17 protein-coding genes are annotated in these 15221 nt (G+C 33.7%); 12 read left to right on the plus strand and 5 right to left on the minus strand.

Annotated elements, in window-relative coordinates:
* Positions 1 to 3: 3 nt before the first annotated feature.
* From AC2CGR_RS04000 to nhaC, 3 genes are all read left to right on the plus strand, one after another.
* Positions 4 to 876 (plus strand): TIGR03943 family putative permease subunit, encoded by an 873-nt coding sequence (locus AC2CGR_RS04000; protein WP_087964945.1) that lies wholly within the window; start codon positions 4 to 6, stop codon positions 874 to 876.
* A 112-nt stretch (positions 877 to 988) separates the two neighbouring features.
* Positions 989 to 1648 (plus strand): class I SAM-dependent methyltransferase, encoded by a 660-nt coding sequence (locus AC2CGR_RS04005; protein WP_087964947.1) that lies wholly within the window; start codon positions 989 to 991, stop codon positions 1646 to 1648.
* A gap of 331 nt (positions 1649 to 1979) precedes the next feature.
* The gene (gene nhaC / locus AC2CGR_RS04010) at positions 1980 to 3383 is read left to right on the plus strand and encodes a Na+/H+ antiporter NhaC (protein WP_000843988.1); all 1404 of its coding nucleotides are present in this window, start codon (positions 1980 to 1982) and stop codon (positions 3381 to 3383) included.
* Between the two features lie 39 nt (positions 3384 to 3422).
* On the opposite strand, the gene AC2CGR_RS04015 is transcribed toward nhaC, so the two are convergent.
* Both AC2CGR_RS04015 and AC2CGR_RS04020 read right to left on the minus strand, forming a co-directional pair.
* A complete protein-coding gene (locus tag AC2CGR_RS04015) occupies positions 3423 to 3812 on the minus strand; it encodes a MerR family transcriptional regulator (protein ID WP_131102721.1) in 390 nt (129 codons plus the stop codon).
* A 7-nt stretch (positions 3813 to 3819) separates the two neighbouring features.
* Positions 3820 to 4530: an SDR family NAD(P)-dependent oxidoreductase gene (locus AC2CGR_RS04020; protein WP_048551809.1), complete on the minus strand. Its 711-nt coding sequence runs from the start codon at positions 4528 to 4530 to the stop codon at positions 3820 to 3822.
* A gap of 190 nt (positions 4531 to 4720) precedes the next feature.
* On the opposite strand from AC2CGR_RS04020, the gene fumC reads away from it, so the two are divergent.
* Positions 4721 to 6109, plus strand: a complete 1389-nt coding sequence (gene fumC, locus AC2CGR_RS04025) for a class II fumarate hydratase (RefSeq protein WP_242229220.1) — start codon at positions 4721 to 4723, stop codon at positions 6107 to 6109.
* Positions 6110 to 6191: 82 nt separating this feature from the next.
* Here fumC and AC2CGR_RS04030 read toward each other — a convergent pair whose 3' ends face one another.
* Together AC2CGR_RS04030 and AC2CGR_RS04035 are read right to left on the minus strand one after the other, a co-directional pair.
* A complete protein-coding gene (locus tag AC2CGR_RS04030; protein ID WP_484480549.1) occupies positions 6192 to 6614 on the minus strand; it encodes a PH domain-containing protein in 423 nt (140 codons plus the stop codon).
* Between the two features lie 359 nt (positions 6615 to 6973).
* A complete protein-coding gene (locus tag AC2CGR_RS04035) occupies positions 6974 to 7759 on the minus strand; it encodes an MBL fold metallo-hydrolase (RefSeq protein WP_087964955.1) in 786 nt (261 codons plus the stop codon).
* Positions 7760 to 7983: 224 nt separating this feature from the next.
* Between AC2CGR_RS04035 and AC2CGR_RS04040 the strand changes: the two genes are divergently transcribed.
* Together AC2CGR_RS04040 and AC2CGR_RS04045 are read left to right on the plus strand one after the other, a co-directional pair.
* Positions 7984 to 8748, plus strand: a complete 765-nt coding sequence (locus tag AC2CGR_RS04040; protein ID WP_087964956.1) for a DUF2087 domain-containing protein — start codon at positions 7984 to 7986, stop codon at positions 8746 to 8748.
* 98 nt (positions 8749 to 8846) lie between these two features.
* Positions 8847 to 10256 carry an MATE family efflux transporter gene (locus AC2CGR_RS04045; RefSeq protein ID WP_484480550.1) on the plus strand — a complete coding sequence of 470 codons (1410 nt, stop codon included), beginning with the start codon at positions 8847 to 8849 and terminating at the stop codon, positions 10254 to 10256.
* A gap of 55 nt (positions 10257 to 10311) precedes the next feature.
* On the opposite strand, the gene AC2CGR_RS04050 is transcribed toward AC2CGR_RS04045, so the two are convergent.
* Positions 10312 to 11010, minus strand: coding sequence for a peptidase E (locus AC2CGR_RS04050; protein WP_087964958.1), 699 nt, complete (start codon positions 11008 to 11010; stop codon positions 10312 to 10314).
* Positions 11011 to 11403: 393 nt separating this feature from the next.
* Between AC2CGR_RS04050 and AC2CGR_RS04055 the strand changes: the two genes are divergently transcribed.
* From AC2CGR_RS04055 to AC2CGR_RS04080, 6 genes are all read left to right on the plus strand, one after another.
* The gene (locus tag AC2CGR_RS04055; protein WP_131101846.1) at positions 11404 to 11802 is read left to right on the plus strand and encodes a DUF3942 family protein; all 399 of its coding nucleotides are present in this window, start codon (positions 11404 to 11406) and stop codon (positions 11800 to 11802) included.
* A 107-nt stretch (positions 11803 to 11909) separates the two neighbouring features.
* Positions 11910 to 12323 (plus strand): BlaI/MecI/CopY family transcriptional regulator, encoded by a 414-nt coding sequence (locus AC2CGR_RS04060; protein WP_000495065.1) that lies wholly within the window; start codon positions 11910 to 11912, stop codon positions 12321 to 12323.
* Between the two features lie 4 nt (positions 12324 to 12327).
* A complete protein-coding gene (locus AC2CGR_RS04065) occupies positions 12328 to 13140 on the plus strand; it encodes a M56 family metallopeptidase (protein WP_087964962.1) in 813 nt (270 codons plus the stop codon).
* A 53-nt stretch (positions 13141 to 13193) separates the two neighbouring features.
* On the plus strand, positions 13194 to 13907 hold the full coding sequence (ccdA, locus tag AC2CGR_RS04070) for a cytochrome c-type biogenesis protein CcdA (RefSeq protein ID WP_484480551.1): 714 nt from the start codon (positions 13194 to 13196) through the stop codon (positions 13905 to 13907).
* 18 nt (positions 13908 to 13925) lie between these two features.
* Positions 13926 to 14480 (plus strand): TlpA family protein disulfide reductase, encoded by a 555-nt coding sequence (locus tag AC2CGR_RS04075; protein ID WP_087964967.1) that lies wholly within the window; start codon positions 13926 to 13928, stop codon positions 14478 to 14480.
* A 17-nt stretch (positions 14481 to 14497) separates the two neighbouring features.
* Positions 14498 to 15178 (plus strand): prolipoprotein diacylglyceryl transferase family protein, encoded by a 681-nt coding sequence (locus AC2CGR_RS04080; protein ID WP_087964969.1) that lies wholly within the window; start codon positions 14498 to 14500, stop codon positions 15176 to 15178.
* The last annotated feature ends 43 nt before the right edge of the window (positions 15179 to 15221 follow it).

Here is a 15221-nt window from a genome sequence, read left to right on the forward strand (position 1 = left end):
AAAGTGGAGGGAAAGGAACAGAAGGCCTATCATCGCTATATTCGTGGCATTATTTTAATTGGTTTAGCAATGCTCTTATTTAAATTACTTGTAACAGGAAACATATATCATTTTATCGCTCCAAAAATGATTAAGTTTACGTATGTAGCTTTTGTAGTGATTTTACTTCTTGGTTCTTTACAAGTTTGGAGAGATGGGAGTGAAAAACAGGATGATTGTAATTGTTGTAAGCATCATACAGCATTAAAATCGGGGATGAAAAATTTCTTTGTATATGTTTTATTTGTTGTTCCAATTATTAGTGCTTTTTTATTTGGAAGTGTAACAATTGACGGAAGTTTAGCGGGAAAAAGGGGTATGAATCAAAGTGTACAGGCGAGAAGTATGGAAAAGAACGAAAAAGAGGGAATACGGGCAAATTCTGATTGGAAAGAACAAGATGAAACTTCGAATTTAAAAGTGACTGAACAAGTGGAAGAACAATTAGCAAAAAGTATGTTAGGACAACGAGAAATACAAATAGAGGATAAGAACTATGTTCAAACAATGAGTATAATCGGTCAAGATATAAAGGGATTTAAAGGGAAGGAAATATCTTTCTCAGGGTTTATCTATAATGATAAAGATGTGACGGGTAATAAAGCAGTAGTGGCCCGATATGGCATAACTTGTTGCATTGCAGATGCATCAGTCTGGGGGATGATTGTGACGGGACAAAATGTTGAAAAATTCCCAGAAGAAACATGGGTGAAAGTAACAGGGATATTAGATAAAACGACATATAAAAGAACGCTATTTCCACTTGTAAAAATAAGTAAAGTAGAGAAAATTAATAAGCCAACAGACCCATATGTATATGATGCTTTGCCACAATAAAAAAGAATGAATTCTTCATATTTTCAAGAAATAGAATCATAATCATGACGATAAAAAAATAAAGATAAGAGTAATTTGGTTTGTTAAAAATATGTGTAGAAGGAGATACGCGATGAACTGGGTTACTCATAAACCAACATTTGAATTTGATAATTTTAGTCCATTTATTCGTGCGAATACTGCGTGGCTTGGGCATTTGGAGTTCGCATACGATTTAGTAAGATTTGAAAAACCAGAAATATTAGTTGAGCTAGGTACACATTTAGGAGCTTCTTTTTTCAGTTTTTGTCAAGGAGTAAAGGATGGGGGATTATCTACAAAATGTTATGCTGTAGATACTTGGACAGGAGACGGGCATACAGGTCCATATGGAGAAGGTGTTTTCCAAATCGTAGATAAAGTAGTGAAAATGAGCTATCCCAATATAGGTAATTTAATTCGATCTACTTTTGATGAGGCTGTTAATCAATTTCAAGACGGAACGATAAATTTGTTGCATATTGATGGCTATCATACGTATGAAGCAGTTTCTCATGATTATAAAACTTGGCTACCGAAACTTGCGAATAAAGGTATCGTGTTATTTCATGATATTGAGGTGAAAGATCGAAACTTCGGCGTGTATAAATTTTGGGATGAGGTCAAGGAGAAGTACCCTCATTTTCAGTTCCAGCATTCATATGGTCTTGGAGTATTATTTCCGAAAGGTTGTAGCGATAGATTTGAGGAAATACTTAAAAACAAAGAAGACATACAAAATATGTATAAATAAAAGTGGAGCATGCATCATTTGAATGATGTGTGCTTTTTTGTGTGGGGAATAATGATATTCCTTGAAACGGTGAGGATAATAGTAAAAAGTTTTATGGTGGAAAATATTAAAAAAGTTACTCTTTGATAGTTAAATATAAAAAATGTTACATTTTTTATATTTTCCATTGCGAAAAGTAGCATCTACTTTTACAATAGAAAAGGTGTCCATATATTATACTGGAAAAATAAATCGAAATAATATGAAAATTTTGTTTTGTCTTCGCTAATTGTATATTACATACACGTAAGACGACATACGTCATGTTATCGACTTGTAAGGAGAGAAAAAAATGAAAAGTGTAAGATTACCATCGATGCTAGAAATCATAGTTCTTTTATTACTATTTCTTGCTGTTGTCTTTTCCTTCCAAACGATTTTTGATCTCCCAATTCAATTAGCGCTATTTATCTCATGGTTTTTAGTAATTGCGCTTGGATTAAGATTAGGATTTCGTTATCAAGAATTGCAAGATGCAATTACGAAAGGGATTTCTAACGGATTAGAAGCAATACTCATTTTAGTTGCAGTAGGTGCTTTAATTGGAACATGGATTGCTGGTGGCGTAGTACCAACATTAATCTATTATGGATTAGAATTTATTCACCCTAGCATATTCCTATTAGCAACATTAATTATTTGTTCGATAACTTCTATCGCGACAGGAACATCATGGGGAACAGTTGGAACAGCAGGTATTGCTATGATGGCAATTGGTGAAGGGCTTGGTTTACCACTTCCGCTTGTTGCTGGTGCAGTTCTTTCAGGAGCTTATTTTGGCGACAAATTATCACCACTTTCTGATAGTACAGTTCTTGCAGCTTCTATGGCGAAAGTAGATGTTATTGCTCACGTTCGAGCTATGCTCGTATTAGATGTTCCGGCTTACATTATTACTAGCATTATGTTTACTGTAGCTGGTTGGATGTATGGCGGCGATAATGTAGATTTAAACCGAGTAGAGTTTTTAAAAGAAGCTTTATTAAAGCAATTTGATATTAAAATATGGATGCTTGTTCCGGCGGTTATTGTTATCGCATTATTAGCGATGAAGAAACCGTCTATGCCAACAATTGCAATGGGAGCTTTAATTGGTGCAATTTGGGCAACTCTTTTCCAAGGGATGAACTTTGGAGAGGCGATTGGAACAGCGTATAACGGATTCTCAATCCAATCCGGTGTTGAGTTTGTTGACAAGCTATTAAACCGTGGTGGAATTAATGGTATGCTTGGCTCAGTAGCCGTTATTATTTTCGGTTTAGGATTTGGTGGATTACTTGAAAAATTAGGTGTTTTAAAAGTAATCGTATCAAAATTTGAGAAGAAATTAAATTCTGCGGGTAATGTAACATTGTCTACATTAATCGTAGCATTCTTAGCCAATATATTTGGTTGTGCGATGTACGTATCGCTAATTTTAACACCGAAAATTATGGAAGATAGCTATGATAAATTAAAAATAGACCGCCGTGTATTAGCGCGTAACTCAGAAGTAGGTGGAACGTTAACTTCAGGTATGGTTCCATGGTCTGATAATGGTATTTTTATGGCTGGTATTTTAGGTGTAGCAACGTTCTCATACGTTCCGTTTATGTGGTTAAGTTTCGTATCGTTAATTTTAGCTGTTATTTACGGATATACCGGCAAGTTCATTTGGTATGTTGATGATGCTGAAAAAGGAAAAGAAGCGTCATAAATAAAAAATCACCTTCTACGTGTTGTAGAAGGTGATTTTTTATTTTGTAATAGGAGTTGAAGAAGTTATCTCGTCCTCATATTTTGCAATTTTTTGTTGTATCTTTTTTAAGTTTTCTTCGGTTTCTTGAATGAGTTGTAAGACATTCGTTTCCTGTTGTTGCATTAGTTCCAACCGTTGAAGGATAGTAGATTCTCCCTCCATAGACCAGTCGATAAATTGTTTTATTTTTTGGATCGGCATACCGGTATTTTTTAAACATAAAATCATCTCTAAATATTTCAGTGCTTCTTCATCAAAAACTCGATCTCCTTTTTCATTTCTTTTAAGAAAAGGGAACAGTCCTTGTTTATCGTAATAACGTATTTGAGAAATTGTTAAGTGGTGTATTTTGGCGACTTGCCCAATTGTATAATACATATCATTCATCCTTTTATTACCAAGGTATAATGCCATCTTTATTTAGTATTTTACCATTATAGTTTGTTTCACTTAATGCATATTTAATAATAATTTTAGCACTTTCATTGGTCGTATGGCCACCTGGGGAATTACCATTAAGGTCAGTAGTTGTAAAGCCGGGAGTTACTCCAAAAATCTCTGGACCGCTAGTACTAAATTCTTTACTAAAAGCTAATGTTAAAGCATTAATAGCTGTTTTTGAAGAATTATACCCTAACGCATTAATTGGATGTGTTTCACCGTTAGCAAACATTGTTAAGGAAGCCATGTCAGTTGTTACATTTATAATTTTACTCTTGCTTGATTTCTTTAATAATGGTAAAAAGGCTTGCATCATTTGGAATGTTCCAAAAAAGTTAACTTCAAATCCTTGGCGTAAAGTTTCAATATTTAATTCACTAGGTAGCGTATTGAAGTCTAGTGCTATGCCTGCGTTATTGATTAATAAATCTAAGTGGTCAGTTGTTTCATGGATTTTCTTCATTGCTTCTTGAATGGATTGTGAACTTGAAATATCTACTTGAATATAGGAAACGTTTGATACATGTAAAGATTCTACAGCTTGTTGTCCAAGTTGTTTATTACGAGCACCTAAAAATACGTGATAATCTTTTTCTGCTAATTGACGAACAAGTTCATATCCAATTCCTTTATTCGCACCTGTTATGAAAGCATACTTTTTCATATTGAATTCCTCCAGTATTGTTATAGTGGGTTACAAAGGAAAGGATACAGCCTAAACTTAAGTTTAGGTCAAGAGGTATTTTTAAAAAAAATATAAAATATCTATATATAGGAGTGAGAATTCTTATCATTTAAGAGGAAGTCTGTTATTATAAGAAATGTAGGTATTATATTTTCAAGGGGATGAAAACATGGAGTACAGAATTGAAAGAGATACATTAGGAGAAATAAAAGTTCCAGCTGATAAATTATGGGCAGCACAAACACAACGTAGTAAAGAAAACTTCCCGATTGGAACAGAGCAAATGCCACTTGAAATTGTAAAAGCATTTGCAATTTTAAAGAAGAGTGCAGCACTTACCAATCAAAAATTAGGAAAGCTATCAGAAGAAAAAGCAGAAGCAATTGTGGCAGCAGCTGACGAAGTGATTGCAGGGAAATGGAATGAACATTTTCCGCTTGTCGTATGGCAAACGGGTAGTGGTACACAGTCAAACATGAATGTGAATGAAGTAATTGCAAACCGAGGGAATGAAATTTTGAAAGAGAAGGGATCTGACGTACATATTCATCCGAATGATGACGTGAACATGTCTCAAAGTTCAAATGATACATTTCCAACGGCGCTTCATGTAGCATGTGTAATTGCAGTAGAAAATCACGTATTACCAGCAATTACGAAATTAAAAGAAACGTTAGCAGAAAAAGTAACTGCATTTGAACATATTATAAAAATTGGTCGTACACATTTACAAGATGCGACACCGTTAACATTAGGACAAGAAATTAGTGGATGGCACCGTATGCTTGAAAAAACAGAGCGTATGATTGCAGAGAGCAATACATATATGAAAGAGCTTGCGATTGGTGGTACTGCGGTTGGAACAGGTATTAACGCTCATCCTAAATTTGGTGAGATGGTATCTGAGGAAATTAGCCAATTTACAGGTAAGCAATTTATTTCTGCACCAAATAAGTTCCATGCATTAACGAGCCATGATGAAGTTGTATATACACATGGTGCATTAAAAGCATTAGCGGCGGATTTAATGAAGATCGCTAACGACGTACGCTGGCTGGCAAGTGGTCCACGCAGTGGTCTAGGAGAAATTATTATTCCGGCAAATGAGCCAGGAAGCTCTATTATGCCAGGTAAAGTAAATCCAACGCAAAGTGAAGCGTTAACGATGGTTGTAGCGCAAGTGATGGGAAATGACGCAACAATCGGATTTGCTGCGAGCCAAGGTAACTTTGAGTTAAATGTATTTAAACCTGTTATTGCATATAACTTCTTGCAATCCGCTCACTTATTAGCAGATGCAATTGTTTCATTTAATGATAATTGTGCAGTTGGTATTGAAGCAGATGAAGAAGTCATTAAAGAAAATGTGAATCGTTCATTAATGCTTGTTACAGCATTAAACCCGCATATCGGATATGAAAATGCAGCGAAAATTGCGAAGCATGCTCATAAAGACGGGTTAACTTTAAAAGAAGCAGCGCTGCAATCTGGACTACTAACAGAAGAGCAATTTGATGAAATTGTCGATCCGAAAAAAATGATTGCTCCGAAAGAGTAATAAAAAAGCCGAGATTCTTTAGAATCTTGGCTTTTTTAATATTTATCTTTTCTATTTGTATTACTGTAAGTACCAAAATATATTATTTGTTAGCAGTCATATTCAATACTTTCATATGCGGACAGTTTTCTTTTAAGACTGAAAGGAACTTTTCTTCTTCTTGGGGTATAAAAACTGTTACTGAGTCAAATAAATTGTAATGGATTTCTAATTGCTGTCTAGTCCATTTCTTTGAATGAAGTTTTTTACCAGCGTATTTAACGTGACGAATGTCTTTAAATAGAATTTCAGTATGAAATATGAAACCGTGTTTTACGATAAGAGAGGATGCAGTTATATGGTAGTGAGAAAAATAGAATGAAGAAAGATTTACGACATTTAGCAGCATCATGAGAGTGAAAAAAATAGAATTTTCATTTTGGAAGAATAGTGAAATGAAAAAAATAATGATAAATAATGTAATGAAAATGACGTGAAGTGGATTCTTTTTCGCTTTAAACTTCAAGTTAGTCACCTCGGTATACATGTACTTTAACTAAATTAAATCATAACATCGTAATAAAACGCGTGAATATGCAAAATTGCATATTCACGCGTTTTATTATTCATGTAAAATTTCTTGATGGGATAAATTCAAAAGAAGTTTTGTAATAGTGGAGTGGCATGAAGTGACTTACAAGAATAGAAAGATAGCGTTAGTTATAATTAGTTGTATGATGATTATGGGTAGTTGTGCTAATACATTTGTTGAAGATAGAAACCGAAAGCATACATTTGTACAAGCAAGTAAGGTTTTGGTAGAGACTGTAAATAGAATATATAAAAAGTAAAAGGTGTTTTCTTATACGGAAACACCTTTTTTAGTTAAAATTGAATGCTGAAGTTTTGGAATGTATGAATACCAGTCCCATGTTTGATCAGCTCTTTATCATTTAAATATTGAATAGCATATTTCACCTCTTTCAATATAACAGGTGAAAGGCCGAGGGTATGATGTGAACCAAAAATTTGTTTAATAGGAAAGACGTTTGTAATTTTATTTAGAGACTGAACTAGATCTACAGGATTTGTAGATGGATAAAATGCAAAAATTGTGCCCTCATAAAGTAAATCACCCGTAAATAAAAACGCAGTTTCATAATCGTATAGGCAAATATGCCCCGGTGAGTGACCTGGGGTATGTATAATTTGAATCTTCCTATTTCCGATATCAATAATGTCTCCATCTTGTAGTAATTTTGTTGGTGTCCCTTGAAATGGTTTGAATGCTTCAGGTTGAAATGTTTTAGGTATAGGTAAAGTAATATCACGAGCGATGTCATGCCTAATTTGAGTAATAGGAAGTCCTTTTATACCGTTAATGAGCCAATCCTCCTCTAAAGCATGTACATAGATTTCTTCATATTGTGCGTGACTACCGATATGATCCCAATGGACATGTGTTGTGACGACAGTAATTGGTAAGTTTGTTAGTTGGTCAGTTATACGCTTCAGATTATCGATACCTAGTCCAGTATCGATAAGGAGTGCAGTAGTATCGCCTACAAGTAAGAAGGAATGTACTTTCTCCCAATGTCCATATTCACTAATCGCATATGTATTTTGGGCGATTTGTTTAATAGTAAACCACGGGTCTTGTAGAATAGTCATGTTTTGTTTCACATCCTATCGCAATTCATATATTAAATACATTCGCTTTTCGTTGCTTTATGTCCTTTTTTAAGAATATCTAATAGACGTTTTTATAAAAGTTTGTAAAATGGGTAAACGGAATGTTGAAATGTTTATTTATGGTATGTTAAGATGATGAAGTGATAGTAAACGTAATTAGAATTTGTCTGTTTTTAAATAAACATTTTAAAGGAGTGTTTAGTGTGAGTGATATTTCAGAGAAGTTTTGGGATGCTTCGGTAGAAGAATTGAAGAAAGGGTATGTATTTGAAGCGGAAGCAGAGGAATATATTTGTTTAGCTTGTGGAGAGGCGTTTATTAAGGGCGTAATTTATCAAGATAATCAAGTTTTGTATGAAGCAGAGAAGTTTGTACAATTGCATGTGCAAAACGAACATACGTCTATGTTTGATTATTTATTAAACCTTGATAAGAAGTATACGGGTTTAACTGATTTGCAAAAGAAGATGGTTCAGTTTTTCCATATGGGGCTGAATGATAAAGAGATTGTAAAAGAGATGGATGGTGGAAGTACATCAACCATTCGCAATCATCGATTTACACTTCGAGAGAAAATGAAGCAAGCAAAAGTGTTTTTAGCTTTAATGGAACTGTCAGAAGAAAAATCAAAAGTACAAACGAAATTTGTACCCATTCATAGAACAGCAACGATGGTAGATGACCGTTACAATATTACAGAAGAAGAAAATGATGAAGTATTAAAAACGCATTTTACAGAAGGATTAGATGGACCGCTTTTGAAATTTCCGAAAAAGCAAAAGCGTAAGCTAATTATATTACGCCATTTAGTGACGAAGTTTGATAGTAATAAAAAGTACACTGAAAAAGAAGTAAATACTATCATAGAAAGCGTATACCCGGATTTTGTAACTTTAAGAAGATATTTAATCGAATACGGGTTTTTAGATAGAACAGCTGATGGAAGCCAATATTGGGTGAAGTTATAGTATACGGAGAAGAAAATGAATAGAAGCACATCATTATAACAACTATACAAAGAGATGTAAGTTGAAAAAAAGATTTTTAATAAAAGGAGAAATGAAATTTGAAACCACCTACAGATAATAATAAAGAAGGTGCGGAGTCACATAAGTTAGAAAGTGAGAGTAAACCGATTTGGAAATCGATGTCGATGTTTTTAGTACCGTTACTATTAAGTAATGTACTACAATCGGTTGGACAATTATTCGGTATGGTAGTAGTAGGAAGATGGCTTGGAGTGAATGATTTAGCGGCCATATCAGCATTCTTCCCGCTATTTTTCTTACTCGTTTCATTTGTAATTGGTATTGGTTCAGGTAGTTCCATTTTAATAGGTCAGGCGTTTGGTGCAAAAAACGAAGATCGTTTAAAAGCAATTGTTGGTACGACGTTGACATGTACTTTTATTATTGGAGTTGTGTTAGCGATAGTAGGTAGTATTTTTGCGATGGATATTATGCGCCTTATGGGAACGCCAGAAAATATTATTGAAATAAGTGTACATTATGCACGGATATTATTTATATCGATGCCAGTATTATTTTTATATTTTGCATACACAACATTTATGAGAGGTACAGGAGATTCTAAAACGCCATTTTATTTTTTAATTGTAAGTACAGCGCTAAATATGATCTTATTACCAATTCTTATTTTTGGATGGTTAGGAGCTCCGAAATTAGATGTGTATGGAGCAGCCTATGCTTCTGTTATATCTACAGTTATTACGTTTATTGTCATGTTAGTGTATTTAAAGAAGAAAAATCATCCACTACAATTAGATAGTACGGTAAGGAAATATCTTCGAATGGATTGGGATTTATTAAAGCTATTACTACGACTCGGTATTCCAGCGAGTATTAATATGATATTAGTTTCATTATCAGAAATTGCGGTAATCGCGTTTGTAAATCGTTACGGTTCGGATGCAACAGCAGCTTATGGCGTTGTGAACCAAGTTGCAAGTTATGTACAAATGCCAGCAGTTAGTCTTGGTATTACAGTCTCCATTTTTGCTGCGCAATCAATTGGTGCGAATCAATTTGATCGATTGCAGAAAGTTGTGAAGGCCGGAATTATTATGAACTACGTCATCGGTGGTGTGCTAATATCTCTTATTTACTTGTTCTCAAGAGACATTCTATCACTATTTTTAACGAGTCAAACTACAATTGAAATTGCTCATAGCCTAGTTATGATTACATTATGGAGTTATTTAATTTTTGGGCATGCGCAAATTATTAGTGCGACAATGCGAGCAAGTGGTACAGTATTATGGCCAACTGTTATTGGCGTTGTATCAATATGGCTTGTTGAAGTACCTGTAGCGTATTATCTTTCTTACCATACAAGTCTTGGCATAGAAGGGATATGGATTGGGTACCCAGCAGCATTTATTGTCAGCTTAATTTTACAGTATGCATATTATAAGCTTTCATGGCAGAAGAAACGAATTACACGATTAGTGAGTTAAATATTGAAAAAGTCCCTAAGTTATTATACTTAGGGACTTTTTTGTAAAGATATGTTTATAAATAGCTTTTTAAAGTAATATCAAAATGTTGTCTAATGAGTTTGTTATCACTCATATAAAACTCCCACGCTTTTTCTGGTTCGCCTATAATTTCAAAAGATTCTTTTGTAATATATAAGGCGCAATTATCCTCTAGTGCAATGCCTTCTATATTACCTTTATGATTTTGTAAAAAGGAATGGAAGGCATTCATTCTATTTAATTGATTATAATGTGGACAAAACCTTTTGTTCACAATTCCCCAGCCGTTGCTCTCTATATAACCAGAACCTTCATAATCTGATCGGATACTAGATGTGAACCAACACATAGCCCCAGCGCTACACCCCGCAATGAGCGTTCCTTGCTCAAGAGCCAATAGTAATTTTTCATCGAGTTTATGTTCTTTCCATTCTGAAACCATTTGAATATAGTTCCCGCCACCGAGATAAATTAAATCAGCAGACTGAATCATTTCGTCTATTTCATATTTAGAAGGTGTATCGGCTATAATACGTAAAATCTCTACTTCACAGTGTAATTGTTTTTCAAATGTGTCTAAAAATAATTTTATATAGCTTTCATCATCATGACTAGCTGTAGGAATGAATAATACTTTTGGATACTGTTTATTTGTTAATTCTATAAGTCGCTCATTAATAGGCGAGTGATTTGAATCTTGTAAATCACCGCCACCAATGACAGCTAATTTCATAGTAAAGCACCACCTAATCATTTTCGTTATATAAAAATTCGATAGAAGGGAGTTACATTCCTTCTGTGATGTAATGATTAAGTAGAAAATATAGTTTAAATATATCGGAATAGTAAAGCAGAGGCTGGTTACATAGAGAAATGAATTAGAAACAATTTATTGATATATAATACTTCATACTATTGTTTCAAAATATGGAAACAATATGTTTAAATGGATATAACGAGGTATGAATTCATATTGAATGAGTGCTTATCCTTTAAAAAGGAATCGGAAATAATAGAGGTTTTACAAATGAGTTTTTACTTTTAATAGGAACCTGTATTACAATATGGTAAAATTATTTCAATATATTTATTTAATATAAAAATACAAAGAGGGAGCGTGAAAAAAGTGGATTTTCGATTTGAATTTACAACAAAGGTGAAAGAATACTTGGATGATGAGAAGGATGAAAAAATAATAAAAGATGGACATAGAGATATCATTTTTCAGTATTTATATCCGCTAGAGAGTGAAATTGGTATTTATAAAAATCCTAACTTTACTTTTTTTGCATCAGGAAGACGCTCGCATATCGTATTAGAAAACATTGAATTTAAAACAGAAGTAAATGTAAAAAGTAACATCATTGAAATTACAAAAATAGTGGATAATGTCGTTATCCCGTTAGATACGATCGTAGCGAAAGATCGGGAATTATTTGCACTTGGGCGTAATGAGAAGTTTAGTGTACAAATATTAGAGCATTATCTCTTTGATACATTTGGAGAAAAATTAGGTTTAAAATGAATGGAATGGCCTATGTATTTATAGATAGTTCATTTTCGTATATATCATTTACGTTTGACCTTTCAATTAATTTATACTACAATTCGTAGTGTGAAAGGAGACGCATTATGTTTACTCAAAACTATAAGTTAAATGAACAAGGGTTAAATCATTTCTTTGGACCGCTTGAAGCGAAAATTATGGAGATTGTTTGGTCTAGCGAGGGTATTACCATTAAAGAAGTACAACAGAAATTAAGTGAAGAATCACCTGTGAATTTTAATACCGTTATGACAGTTATGAACAGGTTAGTAGAGAAATTACACTTAGAAAAGCAGACTGTGAAAAGAAGTGGCATATATCGTGCTGTACAAACAAAAGAAGAGTTCTTATCCAATCAAACGAAGAAAATGACGCAGGAATTAATGGGGGAATTTGGAGATTTAGTTGTAAATCATATGCTAGATGAGTTAGAGCAGGTTGATCCGACTTTAATAAAAAAGTTAGAAGATAAATTGAGTCAGTTAAAAAAAGAGGATTAATGAAATGAAATGGCAAATGCGTAAAATCGTATTGTTAGCAGGAATTGTTAGTACCGTCTTTTTCAGTATGTTAGTGTATTACGTTACATATCCATTTCTTTTTCAAAATAAGGCGTTATTTCTTTCAAATTTTTGCTTGTTTCAGTTAGAAAAACATATGAAAGAATTATCGCTCATTCGTATTATAATCGCTGGATTTCTACTACTTACTGTGTTTATCGTGTTCAGAAGAATGTGGCGACAATTTTTCGATACTAAAAGATTACAAAAAGTACTTATTCCTTTCGTTCGAAAAGGAAAACAAATATATATATTGCCGACTGCGGAAGTTGCGGCATTTACAATTGGGTTATTTCGTCCGAAAATTGTCATGTCAGAAGGGATGCTTCAAACATTTTCAGATGAAGAAATGGATGCGATTATTTTTCATGAAGAATATCATCAAAATAATCGAGATCCGCTAAAATTATTTTGTTTTACGTTAGTAGCAGAAGGAATGATATACATCCCGATATTAAAAGGGCTATTGCAGCGCTATCATGTGTATCAGGAGTTAGCTGCTGATAAGTATGCAATGCGAAAAATGAAATCTAAATTCGAGTTAGGAAGCGCATTATTAAAATTAATTAAAATAAAGACAATGGAAAATCGATGTGTTACAGCTTCATTTGCAAAAACAGCAATAAATTTACGAATCGAGCAAGTGTTAAATGAAAGAGTTGTTAAACTTACTATTCCATTACATACGAATTCGGTATATGTAACAGTAGGTTTATTCTGTATGTCGATTGTACTGATTGTCGGAGAGTGCATATAGCCTCTTTTTTTAAGAATTAACACTACCTATTGTAGTGTTTCAGGGGGAATAAAATGAATGCAGCAGATTTAACCATTTGGCTTGTAGCTGGGGCAGGGGTATTGTCATTTATATCACCATGTTCTTTACCGCTATATCCATCTTATTTATCATATATTACAGGTGTGTCTATCCAAGATTTAAAAGAAAATTGTGGAATGATGCAAAAATCAGCAATCATACATACCGTATTTTTTATGATTGGATTTTCGGTTATATTTTATGCGTTAGGCTTATCGGTAAGCTGGATAGGGATAACATTTTCATCTAATCAAAAATTGATTCAACAAATTGGTGGGATTTTTATTATTTTAATGGGGCTGTTTATGACAGGAATGTTTCAGCCTAAGTGGCTTATGGCGGAGAAAAAAGTGCAGTATAGAAGTAAATCAACTGGATATATTCGCTCAATTATAGTCGGTATGACATATGCAGCTGGTTGGACCCCGTGTGTTGGACCGATATTTTCAGCTGTACTCATGCTTGGTGCGACGAATCCTGAAGGGGCACTTCTTTATATTACAGCGTATACGCTTGGATTTGCGGTTCCATTTTTCGTGATGGCATTCTTTATTGGGAAGATAAAATGGATCGTTACATATGCCAATGTCATGATGAAAATTGGCGGTGGAATGATGATTGTAACAGGTATTTTATTGTATACAAATCAAATGACGAAGATTACAGCATTCTTTATTCGTCTATTCGGTGGATTTACAGGTTTTTAAAAATGAGGAGGAAGAAAAGTGAAGAAGCTAATTGCGATTATACTGGCCGGAGCACTAATTTGGGCCGGAGTTAATTTTTATAATGCAAAGAAAGAAGAAAAAGAAAGAAAAGCAAAACAAGCGGAGTTACAAGAAACAGAAGTATTACCACAAGTAGGATTTAAAGCACCGGACATAACATTAAAAGGATTAGACGGGAAGTTGTATTCGTTACATGATGCAAAAGGAAAACCATATCTTATTAATTTTTGGGCATCATGGTGTGGTCCATGTGAAATGGAGGCACCTGACTTAGTTCGTATGTATGATAAATATAAAAAGGATGTTGAAATCTTTGCGGTAAATGCAACAATTGGAGATCCAGTGCAAGAAGCGAGCGCTTTTGCAGATCGTCACGGATTTAAGTTTCCTGTTTTACTAGATATGGACGGAGTAGCTGGGTTAGATTATAAAGTATTTTCTTTACCAACGACATTTTTTGTTAATAAAGATGGAATTATCGTAGAACAAGTACGAGGCGTATTACCTCCAGATCAATTAGAAGAGAAGTTTAAGAAATTAATTGAGAGTTAAGAGGGGATTTTGTATTGATGGAGTGGATCGTGAGGTTACAACCCGTATCTCTTATAATTGGAAGTCTATTTGGATTTATGTTGATGAAACGAAAGATGAAGAAACAAAGTGTACCATATGAAAAAATGATGGATGCAGTAACAAATGCTTTTCTTATCATCGTATTTGTATGGAAATTTGCACCGGCAATTTTAAATCCAGTATGGGCCATTAGGTCGCCAATGCAAGCGTTATTAGCTATAGGAAGTATGAAACACATTGTAGTAGGATGCATAATTGCAAGTGTATACATTGTTTGGAAAAGTAAAAAGAGGGAATTTTCGCTTCGTATTTTACTTGATGCATTACCTATTGCGCTATGTATGAGTATTATTTTTTATTTTCTATTCCACCAAAAAGTAGGAGTACAAACGACATTGCCTTGGGGTGTGAAAATATATGAATCTAAATTTTTATATCATCCTATATTCGTATACGAGATCATCCTTGCTCTTTGTATAATGGGCTTGTTATGGATGAAAAATGAAAGGCTCGGAAATGGAAAGAATATAAGTGTTTTTCTAATTATTGAGGGGTTTTCTCATATCATTACTTCGCTTATTAGTGAACAGAATTCGGTTCTATTTGGTTTATCGATGCAGCAAATACTAAGTTTTTGTGTTATGAGTTTAGGGATTTTGTTCGTACCGAAAAGATAAAAATAGCCATGTACGGAGGAATCCGCACGTGGCTATTTTTATT

It is taken from the genome of Bacillus sp. LSHTCR4 (genome assembly GCF_057197025.1).

What these genes read in the sequence shown, in the direction of transcription:
- AC2CGR_RS04005 (WP_087964947.1), top strand. Translation starts at nt 989, where the DNA reads ATGAACTGGGTTACTCATAAACCAACATTTGAATTTGATAATTTTAGT.
- nhaC (WP_000843988.1), top strand. Translation starts at nt 1,980, where the DNA reads ATGAAAAGTGTAAGATTACCATCGATGCTAGAAATCATAGTTCTTTTA.
- AC2CGR_RS04015 (WP_131102721.1), bottom strand. Translation starts at nt 3,812, where the DNA reads ATGAATGATATGTATTATACAATTGGGCAAGTCGCCAAAATACACCAC.
- AC2CGR_RS04020 (WP_048551809.1), bottom strand. Translation starts at nt 4,530, where the DNA reads ATGAAAAAGTATGCTTTCATAACAGGTGCGAATAAAGGAATTGGATAT.
- fumC (WP_242229220.1), top strand. Translation starts at nt 4,721, where the DNA reads ATGGAGTACAGAATTGAAAGAGATACATTAGGAGAAATAAAAGTTCCA.
- AC2CGR_RS04035 (WP_087964955.1), bottom strand. Translation starts at nt 7,759, where the DNA reads ATGACTATTCTACAAGACCCGTGGTTTACTATTAAACAAATCGCCCAA.
- AC2CGR_RS04050 (WP_087964958.1), bottom strand. Translation starts at nt 11,010, where the DNA reads ATGAAATTAGCTGTCATTGGTGGCGGTGATTTACAAGATTCAAATCAC.
- AC2CGR_RS04060 (WP_000495065.1), top strand. Translation starts at nt 11,910, where the DNA reads ATGTTTACTCAAAACTATAAGTTAAATGAACAAGGGTTAAATCATTTC.
- AC2CGR_RS04065 (WP_087964962.1), top strand. Translation starts at nt 12,328, where the DNA reads ATGAAATGGCAAATGCGTAAAATCGTATTGTTAGCAGGAATTGTTAGT.
- ccdA (WP_484480551.1), top strand. Translation starts at nt 13,194, where the DNA reads ATGAATGCAGCAGATTTAACCATTTGGCTTGTAGCTGGGGCAGGGGTA.
- AC2CGR_RS04080 (WP_087964969.1), top strand. Translation starts at nt 14,498, where the DNA reads ATGGAGTGGATCGTGAGGTTACAACCCGTATCTCTTATAATTGGAAGT.